Below are 20,044 nucleotides of genomic sequence, written 5' to 3'. Positions count from 1 at the left end.
ATATAAGTAAACCCGGTGGAGGATTCTTTTCACCACTACTTAGGCTGATTGGATGGACGCTCTTCGTCACCCTCACCTTTATCACTACTCAAACGTCCTTTCATAGCAGATTTAGGTATTCGCTCTAAAGCATTGCATTTGTCCAATGTATCAATAAAACAGGAAGGAGATAATGCCGCCACTTCTTCAGCAACAGGTAATTGCAACAAAGGAGAAGGGATATCCTTCACTCCTTTACTTTTCAACTCCTGCACCATCTGTACATTTAACTCCTTAATGGCAGCCATAGTACACATACCAACAAATGGAGAACAAATAAGGGTTACTGGGCTTTTATCTTCTGCTTGGAAAAGCTCTTGGGCTGAGGCATCCTGATGTACAATCCCTTGATGAATGGGACCTATGAGCTGTGCATCATGAATTTCACGTTGGATTAGCCCAAATTTATGCTCTAATTGCTGGAGCCAATCATCACCTAAATGTTTTTTTAAAAATTTTTTTGTTTCATCATGTCCAATTAACTTGTCCAATTTAATCCGATATTCCTCGCTATAGAGAAATTCAGACAAAATGAACTGATCTTTTTGCTGCTTTGCATGGAAAAACATAGGCGCCCCACTTTTTGTCGCTTTAATCTCAAAAACCGTCGTACTAGAAGAAAGATCCAAATTTTTAGAAAAGCCGGATTGTGATGCCCATTGTGCATCCTGATAAAGCTGAGACAAACGCGCGCTTTCCATAGTGATGCCAGAGGATTCAAACACAGCCAAATCATGAGTCAGAGAGGCTAAATCAGCTAACGCACCCAACTTGGCTAAGGTTATTTTGTCATGATCATCAAAATGAGTTTGATGCCAATATCTTGATTTAAACGTCAGATTTCTCAGCGTTCTAATCACAGCAAAACTGATCCCAGTATCGTGCTCTGTCAGCTTTCTCAACTCCATAATTTTTCCATTTAACTCCATATTACCAATCGCTTTTTCTAAAAAGGCAACAACCATCTCTTTTTCTCTGCCTGCTAATTCTAGGTCCGGCCGCGGGTTATCCGCTTGCATTAATCTATTCAGTAAAAATAATGCATCTAAATCGTTGCTGCTAAGTCCTGTTATTTGAATTATTTCTTCTCGAGTCATAAATCACCTGGTTAAGCATATGAAAAATAACGAAGCATTATTTCTTCGACTAAGTTGTCAACAAAGTTAATAAGTAAGTTAGGGAATAACTCATCATTGACGTTTTCTTGGGCCTGAAAAAGCAAATACTGTTGGGCAATAAAACTCACCATCTCACTAATACGCTCTGGCTTTGCCAAATAAAAAAAACAATCCGGTAATGCAATCAAAATTTTATTAATCAATTTCACCGCATCGGTATTTGAAATACCTAAAACCAGAGATATCGCTGAACTTGATCGGTATTTACTGTGCATGTTTGCTTCACAGTATTGATCTACAATCCTATAGATTTCTTTGGCAGATTGCTCTTTTCTTGGGTGCACAGGCTTCACTCCCATTCACTTGCCTTTTTTATATCCTAATAATCCAATTTTAGACCAATTTTTAGTAAAGTCCCGTTAATCAATAGATCACACAATTAAAATCTACCACTACGAAAGTCATCCATAGCTTGTATTATTTCTTCCTGGGTATTCATTACAAACGGCCCATGGCGGGTAATCGGTTCATGAATTCGAGCAGCAGCGATCAAGATGCATTGACTTGCGGTCTCACTTTTCAAAAGCAAAACATCGCCCGCACCAAGTTTGGCTACGGTATCATGTTGTACTAACTGCTCCCCGATACGTACAGTTCCTGAAATAACGAGAAGAATCGCTTGGTAATCCTTGGGGATATGTTGCTGTATACTTGCTTCAGGTGGTAAAACAATATCGAATAATAAGGGGTGCGTAGCAATGCCTGTAATCGGCGAAACGGTCCCCTTATCGGTCTGACCCGCAATTACCTTAATTTGCCCACCTGAATCATGTGTTTCCACTGGCAATTGAGTACCTTGCATTTCTTGATAACGAGGAGCGCGCATTTTCTCTGATGCAGGTAAATTTAACCACAACTGAAAACCATGTAATCGACCATTAGTGGAGGGCATTTCTGAATGCACAATTCCTTTACCAGCGGTCATCCATTGCACGTCTCCAGCCGCAATAGTTCCTTTATGCCCCTTATTATCTTCATGGGTTATACTACCGTCGAGCAAATAAGTAATTGTTTCAAAACCTCGATGAGGATGGGCAGGAAACCCTGCCATATAATCCAAAGGATCCGTGCTATTGAAATAATCGAGCAGAAGAAGAGGCTCAAAATCATTACTCCTCTCAATACCAATATAGCGATGTAATTTCACCCCAGCACCTTCGCGTACCAGGATACCTTTAATCAATCGCTCTACTTTAATTTCGCTCATGAATACGCTCCATGTTAGCTAACAAAAAACATTAATTTCCACATCACTGCTATATAGCATAGTCCAAAATTTATCAGGCGATATAAATATTAATCAAAGGCCTAAATCAATAGCCGCCCATTTAATGCACGAAGAAATTTTTTAACTCTCAACAAGCTCTCGCAATCTGCACTTAGCAACAAAATTAAGCCTTGCAAATAAATTTATTGCATCATACATTCAGCAAATGACCACATTGAATAATATTTAATTTGCGGCCACACAAAACATACGAAAACACAAAAAAAAATTAGCTCGAGGTGATGTGATCCCTGAAAACAACCACTTCTAGCCCTGTAGATTTGGTTGTGACAGAAAAAACAGAATCGTCTGCAGCGGTGAAATCTACTAAAAAATCTACGTTGCTCATCAGAAGTATTTTTAATCACCCTGTAGACGGGACTAAAGCAGTAATTCTGCCATCAACAGCACCTCCTAAACATATATTAATTTGATCTATATAAATTCATAGATTCCGTTTTTTGAACAAAAACTTTCTTGTGCTATGATCAAATAAAGGCCACGTTAATCAAATTTAACGCTGCCGCCCAAATTATTTCTCTTTCTAAAGTTTCTGGAGACACAAATGTGGAAAAAAGCAGATAAACTTGTACTCAGTCCTTTCGGCTCCACGGTTTTAAGCAATGTAAGCTCTTCTTATAGTGGTCGATTGGGTACCATTTTTAGCAGCACGTTTCGCGCTCGAGAGTTCGAGCAAACGCTTAAGTCAACCGTGCTTCTACCTGCTAAAAAGGCAAAGGTAGATCTCCCGACAATGCTTGAGGGCTTACCCAAAAGCGTCCCCCTTCATCGCGGCATGGCCGGACTTGAAGAGGTAGAAAGTATTGTAACCCATGGGAAATTTGGCGCGGGGAAATACACTAAAAGACCTGCTTCTTTAGATATTGCGGAATTTATAGATAAACCTAAGAGCAGCTTATTGCTTTCTACCTCTCCCGACCCACACACTGTTAGAGAATATATGATAGGGTTCCAGCTCATCACGGCAAAAGGCGCTATTGTCTCCATGGGCTTACCGGCCGTATTTATTCGCCCACAAACGGCACGACATGTCGATGTGGAATTGTTTGAACATTATCAGAAAGTCATCAATGCGGCGGTGGAATTAGGAAATCGGACCCAATACGAGAATATTTTTGATCTTGCTCATGGAAATAATGAAACCACTGTAATCTTAGGTGCAACAAAACAGGATGATTGGCGTCCCCGATTTGATAGAGATATCCATAGCATCGTGCTAGTAGAAGGTGCAGGACGTATTTTGAGCGGCTTTACAAATGCCAATACTGTAGAAGCAACAACGATTGAGAATCCAGGATATTCTAAAAGACTCATGGCCATTGAAGTCTTCTCAACTGCTTCTGGTGAAGGGGCATTTTATGACAAATACCATAGAACGATGACGAAAAGATCTCAAGAATTAGGACTAATCGAAGGCGACCAAAGAATATTAACAATGAGTGATGCATCCGCTCTAATGAGCTCACCTAAATATCTTGAGCTGATGGAGCAGCATACAACAACCGGTGAAACCATGGTATTACAAAGTGTTCCAAGAGGTATTCCCATTGGCTCTGAAGAACTCATTGAGTATGTGGCCTTTTTAATTGAATCCAATCCTGAGAAAACACCAGTAATACCCACGGATACAACGAGCTCAGCACGTTATTCTTAGCCGCCAGTGTGGGGCTAAGAAGTTTTATCTATGAATTATAAGCCAACACGAATTGTCTGTTTTTTAGACAAAAGTTTCTCTACTACGCTTAATGATGCTACTTAAAACTAATCATCGCTCACCATTCCTATGCAAAAATCGAGATCTTGCCTTGGTAAATAACTTTTTGCGACAGAACCCAAACCCAAATATCGTTTTCAACCTCCACTATGTTGGGGGCGGCGTTTTGCACATTCATAAATTAATCCGCCTGGCCTATTTTTAAACACAAATTTCTCTGCTATGCTTATAAAAAAAACAGTTTATTTAAAATAACTGCATTTAATTAAAATAAGCCGGAGGGCCAAATTATGCTAGGCAGAGTAACTCGTTCTCTACGTGTACGCGTACCCCCATCCCCATGCCGCGCAGCGGTTTTAAAAGCGGTTACTCCCAAAGGACTTTTTGGAAAATCACCACATACAGCTACAGGGGGCGGTGCACACCATGCACATGGGGGCACACATCATGCACATGGAGGCACACATCATGCACATGGGGGCACACATCATGCACCTAAGGGCACACATCATGCACCTAAGGGCGCCCATCATCCACCTGCAGAAGTATCTGTAAAAACAGCAAAGATGGAATATGAGGAGTTATTAAAAAGTTTGCCCAGAGGACCATATATAGTTCATCGTGGGATGTCAGGATTTAAAGAAGTCGTAAATATTGCAACCGATGGACGATTTGGTGCAGGGCTCTATGCCAAAAGACCTTTTGATTTAGATATTGCTAAATACATACATGTCCCTAAGAGCTGTGCTTTATTTTCGATGTCACCTGATCCACACACGGTGAGAGAATATATGGTTGGATTTCAGCTCATCAGTGCGAAAGGAGCCATTGCCTCCACGTGTTTACCCTGTGTATATATTCGTCCGCAAACAGCACGACATGTCGATGTTGAAGCATTTCAATGTTATCAAAAGCTCCTTCATGGAGAACAGGATGTTGGGGACTTTAGACGAGTTGAGGACATTTTTGATCTTGCCCAGGGAAATAATGAAACAACGGCAATCTTAGGCGCAAGACCAGAAGATGACTGGCGCCTAAATTTTGATACCGATCTACATAGTATGGTCATTGTAGAGGGGGCTGCCGGACGCTTCTTGAAAGGATTTGCTAAAGCTGAGCAAGTACAGGCGACAACTATTGTCAATCCAAGCTTCTGTCAAAGAATGATGGCAATAGAGGTTGCATCAACTACCACGGGTGAGGGCGCCTACTTTCACAAACAATTTGACAAAATGAATAAACGAGCACGTGAATTAGAATTAATCGCACCCGACAGTAGAATTTTAGTACTCGCTGATGCCTCTACTTTAATGAGCTCTGCTGAATATCGTGCGCTTATTGAAGGGTATACAGCAACTGAAGAAACGATGGTATTGAAAAGTGTTCCCAAGGAGATTCCTATTGGCTCGCCAGCACTCCTTGAGTACGCTCGCTTTCTAATTGAATCCAATCCTAAAAAAGAACCTATAGCACCTGGCACTGGCGAAGCGCCGACATTATAAGCGTTCCGTCATAGATGAACTATCTAGCGAGCCTCCCGGTGGGCAGGAAATGTAGCCTGGGTGAAACGAAGTGGAAACCCAGGTTGCAGTCCTTCACCCTACACTCCAGATATTCTTTATCGCGTAGGAACCTGTTGTAACAGACAGGATTTTAATTAACGGATGAACACTTAATCCAGGTCAAAAACACTCTCCATCGAGGGTTCTTTTATAGCTCGATTAAGTCCTGGTTCTCCCTGCTTAAAATGTTTTCTACACGTTGATGAATACATATCATTACCGCCTATAATGACTTGATCTCCTTCAGTGATTACATCACCATGAGCATTTAAGCGTAAGTTCATCGTGGCTTTACGTCCACAATGACAAATGGTTTTGAGTTCAACAAGTTCATCCGCCCATGCTAAAAGATATTGGCTTCCTTCAAAGAGTTCTCCGCGAAAATCGGTACGCAAGCCATAGGCAAGCACAGGAATTCCAAGTTGATCGGTAATTTCTGTTAATTGATGAACTTGCGTACGGGTTAAAAACTGGGCTTCATCAACCAAAACACAGGCATATTCTTTCTCTTGTGCCAGGACTTGCTGGTATAGATCATCATTTGGATTAAAAATCAAAGCTTGTTCGGAGAGTCCTATACGCGAATGCACTTCGCCGTGTTGATATCGATTATCAATTGATGGCGCAAATAACAAAGTGTTCATTCCGCGTTCGCGATAATTATAACTTGATTGCAGGAGTACCGTACTTTTCCCAGCATTCATTGCAGCAAAATAAAAATAGAGTTTGGCCATAGGATTTTAGTTTTTTTGAAATACGATCATCATACCTAAACCATCCCTCTATGATCTACTATGTTGGTCCCAATTCATTAATGCGCGATTAAATACGAGCGATTTTGCATTTTTTGATGTAGTATGAAAAAATATTTTTTCCTATGAGCACTTACCATAGAATGGAATAGCTTTCGAAATATGAGATAACTATGAACTTCAAAATAAAAAATTTATTTGTCGCATTTATCTTAATGAGCATCACATCTATAAGCCAGGCAGATGTGCTGCTTAAAGATACCCTAGGCAACACAATTCCTTTTTCATCTCTAAAAGGGAAGTGGGTGCTTATTAATTATTGGGCCGGTTGGTGTAAAACCTGTATTGATGAAATTCCCGAATTGAACCGTTTTTATCAAAAGCATGAGCAAGATTCCGTTGTGTTATTTGCTGTAAATTACGATGGGCTCCCAGTACATCAACAAAAGAAACTCATTCAAAAATTCAATATCCAGTACCCCTCACTCGCTTCAGATCCAGCACTTGCTTTAGGATTAGGTGATATTATTGGTGTGCCGGTTACCTTTGTGATTAATCCCCAAGGTGAGCTCGTTGATACGCTCTATGGCGGCCAAGATATTAAAACCTTAGACACGGTAATAAAAAAGACTTAAATCATTGTATTTTGGATCTTATAGCCTGGGCTCCGCTGCGCGGCCAGGCTACAAAGCTATTTCGTTCGCGATGGCGTATTCTCTGCAAACAAACGTTGTTTTTGTTCTTTAGTGATGCGAATTTGTAACAACCAATCACCGTGCTCATCATGCGATTCATTTAAAACAGAACCTAATGCATAAAGTTGTGCGCGCAATTTTGCCTGTGTCGCTTTAAGCACTACATGCTCAATAAGAACAGCCCCATGTAATTGGGTGCTAATTGCTTCTTTGAGTAAATCCAGCCCCAGATTGGACGCAGCAGAGATCCATACTTTACATTTCTCTTCCTGATAATCCACCTTAGGCTCATACCCTTCTTTTAAGTCAATTTTATTGAATACCAGAATGACAGGAATATCATGTACTCCTAACTCATCTAAAACCTGTTGCACTGAAAAAACGTTGTCTCGCCAATGCGGATCAGAAATATCGATCACGTGCAGCAATAAATCCGCCTGCTGTGTCTCTTCCAAAGTTGCCCGAAATGCTTCGACCAATTGATGGGGCAAATCACGAATAAATCCCACGGTATCAGTTAAAATCACGGAGGAAGAACCCGGTAAATTAAGTTGGCGCATCGTAGGATCTAAAGTAGCAAACAACTGATCCGCCACATAAATGCTTTCACCAGTCAACACATTAAATAAAGTGGATTTCCCCGCATTGGTATAACCAACTAAAGACACCGTGAGCAAAGAGGCTTTGCGTCTCGCCTGGCGGTTTTGATCACGATTGCTACGTACTTTTTCCAAGCGTTTATTAATGTATTTGATGCGTTCTCGCAGTAAACGACGGTCTGTTTCCAATTGAGTTTCACCGGGGCCTCGTAGTCCAATCCCTCCTTTTTGGCGCTCCAAATGCGTCCAGCCTCGGATTAGGCGCGTTGATAAATGCTGCAATTGAGCCAACTCAACTTGCAATTTTCCCTCAAACGTACGTGCACGCTGGGCAAATATATCGAGAATCAAACCACTTCGGTCAACCACACGGCATTCAAATAAACGCTCCAGATTTCGTTCTTGTGAGGGGGATAATTCATGATTGACGAGAACCAACTCTGCATCAAGTGTTTTAACAAGCTGTGCAATCTCCTCTGCTTTACCTTTACCGAGATAATATTTAGCATCTGGGGTTGCACGTGTACCTAAAACACAATCCAAAATCTCCGCATTCGCGGAAAGCGCTAACTCTTCAAATTCTTGCAATGCTTTATCTGCATCAACTCCCGGTAGTGCTAATTGCACCAATACTGCACGCTCACCGCCTTGAGGACGTTCAAACACTAACTTATTCTCCGAAAAAATATGTTTTTATTAGAGCCTAATTACATTTCTACTATTCTGGCAAAACTGTACCCCGTCATCCCGAGCATAGCGAGGGATCTCGCATCACAACACAGTGTAAGCGCGTAGAAACCCCTATTTATAAGGCTAAAAACTACAGAAGCCAGTTTATGTCAAAAGAAGAAAAAAAAACACTATAGTTAGAATAGATGAGCCCCAAATGTTGGTCTGTTGAAACAAAAACGCGATGACCATTGAGGTGATTCTGAGAAAGATCTATTTCCATCCAGCCCAATTAACGCCTTCATCAATTTTGAGTCAATATGAACTATCTATGATGATTAATAGCTAGTATAGCCCATCGTGGTTCATGATGTGCTACCCTTCGGCAAAGACCACATAAACAAGCCCGAGTGCAGCAAAAAACAACGCCTATTGATTTTCTGCAAACCACACTCAGGCCTATAATAGAATTCCACTGCTTCTAACTCTCCACAGCTCCATCGTTTCCAGAGTTTTCGTCTTCAGCCGGCATTTTTATTGCACGTGATGGCACAACCGTAGAAATCGCATGCTTATAAACCATTTGTGTAATTGAGTTTTTCAGCATGACCACATACTGATCAAAAGAATCCACAATACCGTGCAATTTAATTCCATTGACCAAAAAAATTGATACAGGCACCTTTTCTTTGCGTAATTCATTTAAAAAGGGGTCTTGTAGTAAATGAGTTTTAGACATTGCCCACTCCTTATTGTTATTGTATTTTTTTAAGGCAAAACATGCATCTGATCAGTTATTCGACACTTTTTCGTAAAACTTTAGATTAATTTCATGACAGTTCGATTTTAATCCGTTAAAATAGTGTGCAAATTTAACTCTGTAGTCGATAAAAGGAATTTCGGTTATGCCGAAAGAGGACAAAGGAGATAATGCTTATATTTTTTGGGAGAAACTCCTTTGTATAATTGTTCAGTACCTTTCTCACCTTAATTAAGGAGGATTAAATGGTATTTACTTATGAAGAAATAATTGCACTAGAAAATCCCTATGAGCAGCTGAGCGACGGTGATGCCTTAGCTGAGAACGCAAAAGTGCTTAATGCATTAAGCACTAAAGAACAATTGGCGCTTGCAACTAAGATAATTGCTGCTTGTCCGGAATCAAAATTCAAACAATACAGTAACCACATTAAAGCTTTAGACAACTTCGCTAAAAATGGGGGAACGTTCCACGAGGTACTCCGCACAGCGCATTTGGTAAGACAGCATATCAATTCGTTACATGATTTGCGCAATAAATCACCACATGCTTTATTTCTAGCAAAAGAATTTGACCCTGCACCTTTTCATCGCTTTAGCGATCTGGCCACACAGGTATTAGAAAGTAATGAGTCAGCTATTGCCGAACGATTAGCCTTGTGTACGCCAGAAAAGGAACGCAGCAAAATCGCGCATACTCTAAGTACGGTATTTCCTAAGAGTATTCTCGCAGCAAAAATTCAGCTTGCGTTTACGTTGCGTCGAAATATAGAGACATTATTATTAAGTGACAATCCAGAGAAATTTTTTACCAGCCGCGATTATAAAGCTGAAACCTGCAAAACGTTCGTCAATATGTTCAGTACCTTATTACAAGGTCATGAAACATCCATTGCAGGAAAGTTGTCTACTTTAGAATCTACTCACCAAGCATCAATCCAACATGAATTAGAGCTCCTACACTCTGAAGCATTTGATGAAACCAATCCGTTTAGAGTTATTGCCGATTCTATTAGTGCCAAAGAAAGTACTGAGACAAAGAAAACCGGTTCTCAAGCCAGCAATCCAAGTGGCTTTTTATATAAAAAATCGCCAACACCTCTCCTACGTGTAAAATCGCTGCCTTTAGAAGAATTTGAATCAGGTAGTGATGCTGATGATGAGCTTTCTCAAGGTAAAACACCTAAGAATAAAGAGGAAGAAGAATATCTTGAAGACTCACCCTCTTTCACGCCACATTAAACTGAAACACACCCGCCCTTACTTTGTAAGGGCACTTTATTTTGATCCTTAATTTCAAGAGAGATATTAATGACGCATGAAAAACTTACTGTTGCATTAGTGCAAGAAAAATGGCATGAAAACCCCAAAGAACATCAAGACAAACTGGCGTCCGGAATTACTGCCGCGGCACAACAAGGAGCGGCCCTTGTTTGTTTGCAAGAGCTGACACTAAGCCCTTATTTCTGTACTCGCCCAGATGTTGATCCCACCCCATTTATGGAAGATATCCATACCGGCCCTACAACTCAGTTTGTCAGTAAAATGGCAAAAGCGTATAATGTGAGCATCACCGCTTCACTCTTTGAAAAAGCAGGTTACAATACTGCCGTGGCTTATAACAATAAAGGTGAGCTTATTGCCATAACCCGCAAACAGCACATTCCCAGCGGGGAAAAATACCATGAGAATTTCTACTTTAAACCTGGAGACTCTGATTACCCAGTCCACCAAATTGCAGGACATAAATTGGGTTTGCCTACCTGCTATGATCAATGGTTTTCAGAATTGTCACGAATTTATGGTTTAAAGGGCACCGAAATTTTGGTTTATCCCACTGCAATTGGCGGCGAACCAACTGCTCCTGAAGTCAATACACAACCCATGTGGCAAAAAGTTATGGTTGCCCAGGGAATCATGAGTAATACATTTATCATTGCAACCAACAGAATTGGTTGTGAAGACGGATTAGAGTTTTATGGTAGCAGCTTCATAAGTACACCTATGGGAGAAATTTTAGCACAAGCATCTCGAGACAAACCTGCCGTATTAGTCGCCGAATTAGACTTTGGGCAACGCGCATTATGGGGAAGATTGTTTCCTTTTGCACAGCAGCGAGAGCCTTCTACCTACCATGACCTTGTAAAACCACGTTAAGTCCTTTGGAATATCGATATATGAACAACAGTACACTACATGAAGAAAATTTATATAACATCAACAACTGGGGTGAGGGATACTTCAGTATTAACCCCCGAGGGAATATTGAAATAAGCAAAGCACCAGGTAAACCAGGTGTTGAGCTACAGGCTATTGTTAATGAGGCGAGCAGAACAGGACTCCATTTGCCGCTGCTCATTCGTTGTTCTGATATTTTACATGACCGCGTGCATCGCATTTACGAAGCATTCACGCAAGCCATAGCAGAAAATGACTATACAGGGCAATATAAGCTGGTTTACCCCATTAAAGTAAACCAAGAACAAAGTGTTGTGCGTGAACTATTGAAATCACCCAATCATACGATAGGGCTAGAAGCCGGTTCAAAACCCGAGCTCATGGCGGTAATTGGCATGCTGAGTAATCACCAACACGGCACCATTGTTTGTAATGGTTATAAAGACAGTTATTACATACGTACAGCCTTAATTGCCCAGCAAATGGGACATAAGGTCTTCATTGTTGTTGAAAAAATATCCGAGTTGGACATTATTTTAAAAGAGTCTGCGCGCTTAAAAGTAAAACCAACTCTAGGGGTTCGTATCCGTTTAATCACGAAAAGTGCCGGCAAATGGGAGCACACTGGTGGTGTCAAATCCAAGTTTGGTCTTACTGCAAAACAAGTGCTCGAGTTGGTGAATCAATTAAAAGCCCATAATATGCTCGATTGCCTACAACTCATGCATTGTCATTTGGGCTCACAAATTGCCAACATTCACGATATTCGCCATTGCATGCAGGAAGTATCTCGATACTATGTCGAGTTACGGCAATTAAATGCGCCCATAGATACCATTGACGTGGGTGGTGGACTCAGTGTGGATTATGAAGGAACGCATTCAAATCAAGGCTGCTCTATGAATTACAGCATCCATGAATATGCCACCCACATTCTTCTCGCCATTCAATATCTTTGCCAGGAAGCCAATGTTCCTGAGCCCAACATTATTTCAGAATCAGGAAGAGCATTAACGGCTCACCATGCGGTTTTAATTTCTGATATTAGTGATATAGAAATAATGAATAAATCACCGTCTCTTCCGGAAATTACTGAAGAAGACTCACATGTGATTCGTGATATATATGACACATATCACTCAATAACTGCAAGTGCACCTATTGAGATATACAACTATGCAGAACATTCTTTGAATGAAGCACATTCTTTGTTTAAGCATGGGGTTATTAGTTTGCAGGAGAAGGCGAAAGTAGAAGCATTCTATACCAATATATGTCTGGAACTTAAAGAACGCCTCAACGAGGAAAATCCCACTGAAGAAACTTTATTGGCAAAAATTAATGAAGATATGGCCGTTAAAGTATTTTGCAATATTTCATTTTTTCAATCGATTCCTGATGCTTGGGCTATAGGGCAAATCTTTCCGATCGCGCCGATTTCACAGCTTACACAAACACCGGCAATGCACAGTGTTTTGCAAGATTTAACCTGCGATTCAGATGGTACTATTAAAGAATATCTTGGTAGTTCTTGTGTGAACTCGACGCTAATGCTGCCACAGTATGATGATAACAAACCATATTCATTAGGATTTTTCTTGGTAGGTGCATACCAAGAGATCCTAGGTAATTTGCATAATTTATTTGGCGATACCAATTCCTTAGACGTCAAGCTCTCTGACGATGGGCAGTTTGAACTTAATGATTTGGTTAGTGGCGATACCGTGACTAACGTTCTGAATCTCGCTCATTTTGATACCAAAAAATTAGTGCAATCCTATGAGAAGCAATTAATCCATGCGGAATTACCTAAGGAAACTGCACTTTTGTATTTGAATGAATTAAGAAGCATTTTTTCTCAATTAACCTATTTAGATGAACATATTCGGAGATAATAAGATGACACCAAAACAAAGCGGATTTTTTATGCCTGCTGAGTGGCATCCTCATGAGCGCTGTTGGATGGCATGGCCTTGTCATCTCGACACTTGGTCTAAAGTCGGCCTGCAAAAAGCACGTGTAGCTTATGCGCGGGTTGCACATGCCATAGCGCAATATGAGCCGGTAACTATGTTAGTCAATCCCGGGGATGAAGAATCAGCCAAAAGCCTATGTGGTGATGAAATTTCATTGTTTACTCTGGCAATTAATGACTCATGGACCCGAGATACAGGGCCTACTTTTTTGTTAAACCAGCAGCAACAATTGGCTGGGGTTGATTGGATTCATAATGCTTGGGGTGGCAACTATAAAGATTGTGCGCTGGATAACCAAATTGCGGCAGCCATCTTGAAACGAACCCACGCCGTGGCCTTTTCAGCACCTTTAGTTATGGAAGGTGGCTCATTTCATGTAGATGGTGAAGGAACCGTGCTCACCTCACGCGAATGCTTGCTTAATGAGAATCGCAATCCCCAACTCAGTCAACAAGAAATTGAACATTATTTGTATGATTTTCTTGGTGCTCAAAAAATTATCTGGTTAAACAAGGGCTTATTAGGGGATGAAACAGATGGACATATTGATGAAATCGCCTGTTTTATTGCACCAGGAAAAGTACTTTGTCTTATCACTCATGATAAGGAAGACCCTAACTACGCAACCTTGCATGAAAACCTGGAAATTCTTAAATCAACAACTGATGCTAAAGGACGAAAGTTAGAGGTGTACACGGTAGAACAACCACCAGCAACCTATCTTGATGGAGAACGGTTGACCTTATCCTATATTAATTTTTATTTAGCAAATAAAGGAATTGTCATGCCTGCTTTTGGTTATGAACAGCATGACAAAGCTGCCTACCAATTATTCACGCAGCTATATCCTGATTATCATATTACACAAATTGATGCGCTGGATGTGTTTGCTGGAGGTGGTGGAATTCATTGCATTACACAACAGGAGCCTAAGACAACGCACGCTTCTCTTTGAGATATTTCTTACGCATTGTTGCTCTATCTGCGCAATGACAACAACAGCCAAAAGGCTATACTGTAACTCAAAGGGATGACACGGATTCGTCTGACAGGAAGTCAAACTAAGGGACAAGTACATGGGATGTACTTCGCTGCAAGGATGCAGCACACTAAACGCTTAATGTATCTTATTTCTCCATAAGAAAAAATCTCTCTTCCTGCCATGGCTGGTGCGAAGAGAGATCCCCTATTCTAAGCATTGTTGTGGCGTCCGAGAATTTGCAATTTATTACTTATTGCTAGGCCAAGGCTCAACCTACGATGCTCCCAAGAATAACAGCGTCTTGAAGGATTATGATAATTCTAAGCTCTCCTAGGGTTTAAACGGTGCGGTAATTTCTTCTGCTTCCCGTACAGAAAACTCCCGAACATATTTTCCTTTAAAATCCCCAAACACACCACTAAAATGCCCTTCAAATCTGCGTGGTTGAAATAAGGTTCCGGCAATAAGATGGCTTTTCGCGATGAGTTCTTGTGCATTGGGTGAAGGTTTTTTGTCCTCTAGCGAACCAACCTGTTGTGCCGCTAGTTTTTGATCGACTTCAACGATAATTTCATCAGCCGCAGCATCTAAAATAAGATATTGCCCATCTAATCCATCTCTATTTTCATTAATCACGTAGACATCTGCCCCCATAGAACTACTGGCGGTATATTTTAGGAAGCCAGGGCCAACATTTTTTTGTTCCTGCGCTGTACTCTCTTCACGCTTTCGTTCGCGCTCTTTCATATCGCGCTTGATACGACGCTCAATGATATCTAAATAATTGTCAGTTGCGACATTTGCGGTGACGACAGGCAGCTCAGATGACCAGTAGTGCTTATAGAAATATTGCGCAAATATCCCCTCTAGAATAATCACATCAGATGGATGCACCGTCTCTTCACCGATACGTTTGTTCGTTTTGAAATCAAAAATAGGTTTAGTGATTGATAGGCCCTCATGCAATGCAACAATATGCTGTTTTAATAAATCTAAGTGCAGCATATCCGGTGTATCAAAATTAGTTTTTTTACGAAATTCCGCAATATCAACACCTACTGGAATTTCACGATAATAATCATCCATATTTAATATTTGTGCGCTTGTTCCAGCTTGTTTTAATTTTGTTAATAAATGTTGGGATAACCCTGTCTTTCCGGAGCCTGATGCTCCACCAATAACTACAAAAATCATATTCGCCTCAAAGATATGTCAAATTTAGATTCACAAAGCGTGCGGATTATACATATATGTTGTTGGGCACTCAATCAAAAACTCGTACCGATTCAAGACATGTGTCATGGAAACGCCACAAAATGATTACAGCTTGTATCGAGTTAAAATAACGTTTTTAAGAAGAACAGCTTTTGGTTGAGTCTTAAGCTCAACCAAAAGTGGATTTACTTATTGAAGTGGTGGAATCTTTATCAGTTGGTAATTTGGTAAATCTGGGATCAAGCTACCAAGCTCTGGAGAGCCTAAACCTGTTACATAATCATAGCCATCTTGTGCTGTACAGTAATAACCACAAGTTCCATTACTTCCAGTATTAATGTCGTTAAAATTATAATAGTAATTTCCAGTACTTGGATTACCCGCAGCATAAACTAAGTTAGCGAAGCTACCGCCGTAGACGACAGCATTCATGGAGTTAGCCACTGCAACAATTGCTGCCCACTGTGGTGCCCCTGCGCTAGTGCCCCCTACCACCGACCAACCCACACCGCCATCACCTGGAACTGAACTGTACACTGAAAATCCAGTCTCTGGATCAGCATTATATGCTACATCAGGAACTCCGCGCATGTTGTTGGCTTGAGGAATAGGCAGATTTTTTTGACTATCTGGCCAAGCTTCCACCGTACTTACTCCACCACCACTTCCCGACCATGCAGCTTCACCCTGATAATTCCCGTATGAGTCCACATATAAAGTAGTTCCCCCAACAGCCAAAACATATGGGGAAGCCGCAGGATAAATTGTTCCTGCACCACTGTCGCCAGAAGAGGCAGTAAAGGTTACGTTTGGATTATTAAATATAGCGTCATAGGAGGTTTGTCCAGCAAACTCACCAGCACCCCAACTCATTGAAACAACTGTAGCACCGCTATTTACCGCAACTTGTACTGCTTTGAATAAATTATCCATGCTGTCATCTGCTGCTTCGACCAAAATAATTTTAGCAGCAGGAGCCATGGCGTGCGCCCACTCCACATCCAGAGCGATCTCGCCCGCCCATCCAGCATCGGTCTTTGGTTTTTTACCGCTTGCATAAATCTTTTTAAAGCATCCATTTGCAGTAGTACATGCAGGTAAACCAAATTGTTTTGAAAATACACGCAAGTCCGCCTCAATCTTAGGATCATCAAATGCATCTACAATGGCAATAACTTGTCCTTGGCCTTGAGCACTAATTGAATTAAACCCGTAGGCTACACTGACCTGATTTGGTGTTAATCCTGAAGGCAAGAAATGGGGGGTATTTGGTTTATAGTGGATGGGATGATGTGCTATCCCTGGAGCTTTCGGTAGTGCATAAGCCTGGAGGCTCAATAAACCTAAAACAACTGGTGTAACTAGAAGTTTAAATGGCAACCCATTCAATTTTAATTTCATAACGTTTCCTTATATAGTTAAATCCTTTACAACCATAAAGCGCAACGATGTTAGCTGAGTACAAAACAGCAGTGTAGTTACTTAAATTACTTCATTATATTGACTCGGTTTGAAAGAGGCCTTTACATTCTAAACTGTACGGCTAGTAGGTATTTTCTAGTGATAGATATCCTGTCATAGGTGATATCATTTGTCCAGAAATGTTTTAAAGAATCATATGTGTTTGATTTAAAATAATTTTTCTTTTTAAAAGGTGTTTTTGCTCACGGTTTACTTTGAGGGGTGGATGTTGCATGATCATTCAAGTCGAATGATCATGCAAGATGCTTTATACGTCTATATTTTCTGCTTCTAAAGCATTACTTTCGATAAACTCTCTTCGAGGCTCAACATTATCACCCATTAACGTGGTAAAAATAGCATCTGCCGCAACCGCATCTTCAATGCTCACTTGCAGCATTCGCCGCACGGCTGGATCCATTGTTGTCTCCCAGAGTTGATCGGGGTTCATTTCTCCCAGACCTTTATAACGCTGAATAGTCTGGCCTCTTTTCGCTTCATCCATTAACCAGCCTAATGCCTGCTCAAAATTTTCGACAACTAACTCTTTATCGCCGCGTTTGATATAAGCTCCTTCTTCCACCAAACTTGCTAACTTAGAGCCTAGATTAACTAACTCTTTATAGTCTTTAGAAGAGAAGAACTCTACATTCATCGGGATGTAGTTTTGCATTCCATGCTGGGTAACAATTATTCTAGGTATAAACTGATTGCTATCCTCGAGTGAGTGAACCTCAACCTGATATTGCTCTGTCTTACTTCCAAGTTGTTGCAGGCTCAAATGCAATTGTTTGCACCAACTTGCAATTTTTTCTTGCTGACTAAAATCTTCGTTCTGCAATATGGGTAAGTAGGCTACACGCTTCAAAATATCACTTGGATATCTTCTTTTATAGCGTTTGATAATCTTCTCAGCGCGACGATACTGGTGAACCAGCTCTTCCAAAGCCATAGCAGTAATTGGTGGAATATCTTTTCCAGGATAGAAAGCTGCACCATCCAAAGCACTTTGTGTTAAATATTCAAACAAGGCCTCATCATCTTTCACATACTGCTCTTGTTTTCCGCGCTTCACTTTATACAATGGTGGTTGTGCGATATAAATATAACCGCGCTCCAACAACTCCGTTGTCTGCCTGTAGAAGAAAGTAAGAAGCAGCGTTCTGATATGCGATCCATCCACATCGGCATCAGTCATAATGATGATACGATGATAACGTACTTTATCTGGATCATATTCATCAGGTCCTATACCACAACCTAATGCAGTAATTAGTGTAGCAACCTCTTGCGATGAAAGCATTTTATCAAAACGTGCTTTTTCAACGTTTAATATTTTTCCCTTGAGCGGTAAAATCGCTTGGAATTTTCTATCTCGCCCTTGTTTTGCCGAGCCTCCTGCTGAGTCTCCCTCTACGAGATAGAGTTCTGATAAAGCAGGGTCTTTTTCTTGGCAGTCTGCAAGCTTTCCAGGCAAGCCAGCGATATCTAAGGCGCCCTTACGCCTTGTCATTTCTCGAGCACGTCGCGCTGCCTCTCTCGCGCGCGCTGCATCAATGATTTTACCAACAATGGCTTTTGCACAGGATGGATTTTCCAGGAGGAAATCATTAAATTTTTCGGCAACACCAGATTCAACAACCGCTTTTACTTCAGAAGAAACAAGTTTATCTTTTGTCTGTGAAGAGAATTTAGGATCGGGTACTTTTACAGAAAGTACTGCCGTTAATCCTTCACGAGCGTCATCTCCCGTTGGTGATACTTTAGCTTTTTTAGCGTACCCTTCACTCTCGATGTAATTATTTAGAGTTCGGGTTAAGGCGGCTCTGAAACCAGCCATATGTGTTCCGCCATCGCGCTGCGGAATATTATTTGTGAAGCAATAAAGAGTTTCTTGATAAGAGTCATTCCACTGCATTGAGAGTTCAACAACAATGTTATCTTTTTCAGTGATCATGGAAAAAACGGTCGGAATAATGACGTTTTTATTTTTATTGAGATGCTCTACAAACGCTGTTATTCCACCCTCATAATGGAAAGTATCTTGTCTTTGTGAGCGCTCATCATATAAGTGAATACACACACCGGAGTTTAAATAAGATAACTCTCTTAGCCGCTTTGCTAAAATATCGTAGTGAAATTCAATATTAGAGAAAGTTTCAGCACTCGGTTTGAACCAAATTTGCGTTCCGGTGGTAGTTGCATCACCTGTTTCTGCCATAGGCGCGTCTGGAACCCCATGCCGATAGTGTTGCTCATGTACTCTGCCATTTCGACGCACCGTCATATGCAATTCTTCGGATAACGCATTAACTACTGACACGCCCACACCATGTAGTCCACCAGATACCTTATAGGAGTTATCATCAAACTTACCCCCGGCATGCAGAACCGTCATGATTACTTCGGCAGCAGATTTCCCTTCTTCTTTATGAATATCTACGGGAATTCCTCGTCCATCATCCTTAACAGTGATTGATTCATCAGAATGGATGGTTACAAAAATCTCTTTGCAATAGCCCGCCAGTGCTTCATCTATAGAGTTATCTACAACCTCAAAAACCATGTGGTGCAGACCGGTGCCATCATCAGTATCACCGATATACATTCCCGGTCGCTTTCTTACTGCATCTAAACCCTTTAGGACTTTAATATTATTTGAATCGTAACTGGCATCAACGCTCATTAGGTGGCCTCTTAACACTTTTATGGTGTTCTATTCTAAATGCTTAATCATAGCATATTTTGTGCTACGTTTATATGTCATCAAGAATCTTTACATGAATATGAACGATGCTAAGCGAAATTAATTATTTGCTGCACTTTAAACGTGGATTTTCTGTTTTTTATTCACTTTAGGCTGGCATTTTTCTTTTTTTGTTTCACGTGGAACATTTATTATTGTTTTAACCTAAAAAGTAATTGTGTAGCGAAATCCGGACATGTCAGCGCCTTAGATTTACCCGGGCCCTGCTAC

16 protein-coding genes are annotated in these 20,044 nt (G+C 40.8%); 7 read left to right on the top strand and 9 right to left on the bottom strand.

From position 1 onward, the window contains the following. Nucleotides 1-35: 35 nt before the first annotated feature. The 3 genes from BGO44_RS12090 to BGO44_RS12080 all read right to left on the bottom strand — a co-directional run bounded on the left by BGO44_RS12090 (nt 36) and on the right by BGO44_RS12080 (nt 2,424). Entirely contained in the window at nt 36-1,136 is a 1,101-nt protein-coding gene (locus BGO44_RS12090) for a hypothetical protein (protein ID WP_068310943.1), read from the bottom strand. 11 nt (nt 1,137-1,147) lie between these two features. Beyond that, the gene (locus tag BGO44_RS12085; RefSeq protein ID WP_058511740.1) at nt 1,148-1,501 is read right to left on the bottom strand and encodes a hypothetical protein; all 354 of its coding nucleotides are present in this window, start codon (nt 1,499-1,501) and stop codon (nt 1,148-1,150) included. A gap of 95 nt (nt 1,502-1,596) precedes the next feature. After that, a complete protein-coding gene (locus BGO44_RS12080) occupies nt 1,597-2,424 on the bottom strand; it encodes a pirin family protein (protein WP_058511426.1) in 828 nt (275 codons plus the stop codon). A gap of 625 nt (nt 2,425-3,049) precedes the next feature. On the opposite strand from BGO44_RS12080, the gene BGO44_RS12075 reads away from it, so the two are divergent. Next, complete coding sequence (locus BGO44_RS12075) at nt 3,050-4,159, top strand: hypothetical protein (protein ID WP_058511425.1); 1,110 nt, start codon at nt 3,050-3,052, stop codon at nt 4,157-4,159. Nucleotides 4,160-4,509: 350 nt separating this feature from the next. Further along, nucleotides 4,510-5,721, top strand: coding sequence for a hypothetical protein (locus tag BGO44_RS12070; RefSeq protein WP_273200998.1), 1,212 nt, complete (start codon nt 4,510-4,512; stop codon nt 5,719-5,721). A gap of 170 nt (nt 5,722-5,891) precedes the next feature. Here the strand turns inward: BGO44_RS12070 and BGO44_RS12065 are convergent, their stop codons facing one another. Further along, nucleotides 5,892-6,515 carry a thymidine kinase gene (locus BGO44_RS12065; RefSeq protein WP_273201001.1) on the bottom strand — a complete coding sequence of 208 codons (624 nt, stop codon included), beginning with the start codon at nt 6,513-6,515 and terminating at the stop codon, nt 5,892-5,894. A 191-nt stretch (nt 6,516-6,706) separates the two neighbouring features. Here BGO44_RS12065 and BGO44_RS12060 point away from each other — a divergent pair, with 191 nt between their 5' ends. After that, a complete protein-coding gene (locus BGO44_RS12060) occupies nt 6,707-7,168 on the top strand; it encodes a TlpA disulfide reductase family protein (protein ID WP_058511422.1) in 462 nt (153 codons plus the stop codon). Nucleotides 7,169-7,224: 56 nt separating this feature from the next. On the opposite strand, the gene hflX is transcribed toward BGO44_RS12060, so the two are convergent. Both hflX and hfq read right to left on the bottom strand, forming a co-directional pair. Further along, nucleotides 7,225-8,493 (bottom strand): ribosome rescue GTPase HflX, encoded by a 1,269-nt coding sequence (gene hflX, locus BGO44_RS12055; protein WP_273201004.1) that lies wholly within the window; start codon nt 8,491-8,493, stop codon nt 7,225-7,227. A 484-nt stretch (nt 8,494-8,977) separates the two neighbouring features. Beyond that, a complete protein-coding gene (gene hfq, locus BGO44_RS12050) occupies nt 8,978-9,235 on the bottom strand; it encodes an RNA chaperone Hfq (RefSeq protein ID WP_058511420.1) in 258 nt (85 codons plus the stop codon). 266 nt (nt 9,236-9,501) lie between these two features. Here hfq and BGO44_RS12045 point away from each other — a divergent pair, with 266 nt between their 5' ends. The 4 genes from BGO44_RS12045 (at nt 9,502) to BGO44_RS12030 (ending at nt 14,364) form a co-directional block, all read left to right on the top strand. Beyond that, complete coding sequence (locus tag BGO44_RS12045; protein ID WP_273201006.1) at nt 9,502-10,497, top strand: lpg0008 family Dot/Icm T4SS effector; 996 nt, start codon at nt 9,502-9,504, stop codon at nt 10,495-10,497. Between the two features lie 69 nt (nt 10,498-10,566). Then, a complete protein-coding gene (locus BGO44_RS12040; RefSeq protein ID WP_273201007.1) occupies nt 10,567-11,412 on the top strand; it encodes a carbon-nitrogen hydrolase in 846 nt (281 codons plus the stop codon). A 20-nt stretch (nt 11,413-11,432) separates the two neighbouring features. Continuing rightward, nucleotides 11,433-13,328: a biosynthetic arginine decarboxylase gene (gene speA / locus BGO44_RS12035; protein ID WP_273201009.1), complete on the top strand. Its 1,896-nt coding sequence runs from the start codon at nt 11,433-11,435 to the stop codon at nt 13,326-13,328. Nucleotides 13,329-13,332: 4 nt separating this feature from the next. Then, nucleotides 13,333-14,364, top strand: a complete 1,032-nt coding sequence (locus tag BGO44_RS12030; RefSeq protein ID WP_273201011.1) for an agmatine deiminase family protein — start codon at nt 13,333-13,335, stop codon at nt 14,362-14,364. Nucleotides 14,365-14,721: 357 nt separating this feature from the next. On the opposite strand, the gene BGO44_RS12025 is transcribed toward BGO44_RS12030, so the two are convergent. From BGO44_RS12025 to gyrB, 3 genes are all read right to left on the bottom strand, one after another. Then, the gene (locus BGO44_RS12025; RefSeq protein ID WP_273201013.1) at nt 14,722-15,585 is read right to left on the bottom strand and encodes a uridine kinase family protein; all 864 of its coding nucleotides are present in this window, start codon (nt 15,583-15,585) and stop codon (nt 14,722-14,724) included. A gap of 210 nt (nt 15,586-15,795) precedes the next feature. Continuing rightward, nucleotides 15,796-17,007 carry a S53 family peptidase gene (locus BGO44_RS12020; RefSeq protein ID WP_273201015.1) on the bottom strand — a complete coding sequence of 404 codons (1,212 nt, stop codon included), beginning with the start codon at nt 17,005-17,007 and terminating at the stop codon, nt 15,796-15,798. A 328-nt stretch (nt 17,008-17,335) separates the two neighbouring features. Then, the gene (gene gyrB / locus BGO44_RS12015) at nt 17,336-19,753 is read right to left on the bottom strand and encodes a DNA topoisomerase (ATP-hydrolyzing) subunit B (RefSeq protein WP_058511414.1); all 2,418 of its coding nucleotides are present in this window, start codon (nt 19,751-19,753) and stop codon (nt 17,336-17,338) included. Between the last annotated feature and the right edge of the window lie 291 nt (nt 19,754-20,044).

Source organism: Legionella sp. 39-23, assembly GCF_001897665.1.
Lineage (GTDB): Bacteria > Pseudomonadota > Gammaproteobacteria > Legionellales > Legionellaceae > Legionella > Legionella steelei.
Note: the sequence above shows the minus strand (reverse complement) of the source record. Positions and strands in the feature narration are given on the sequence as shown.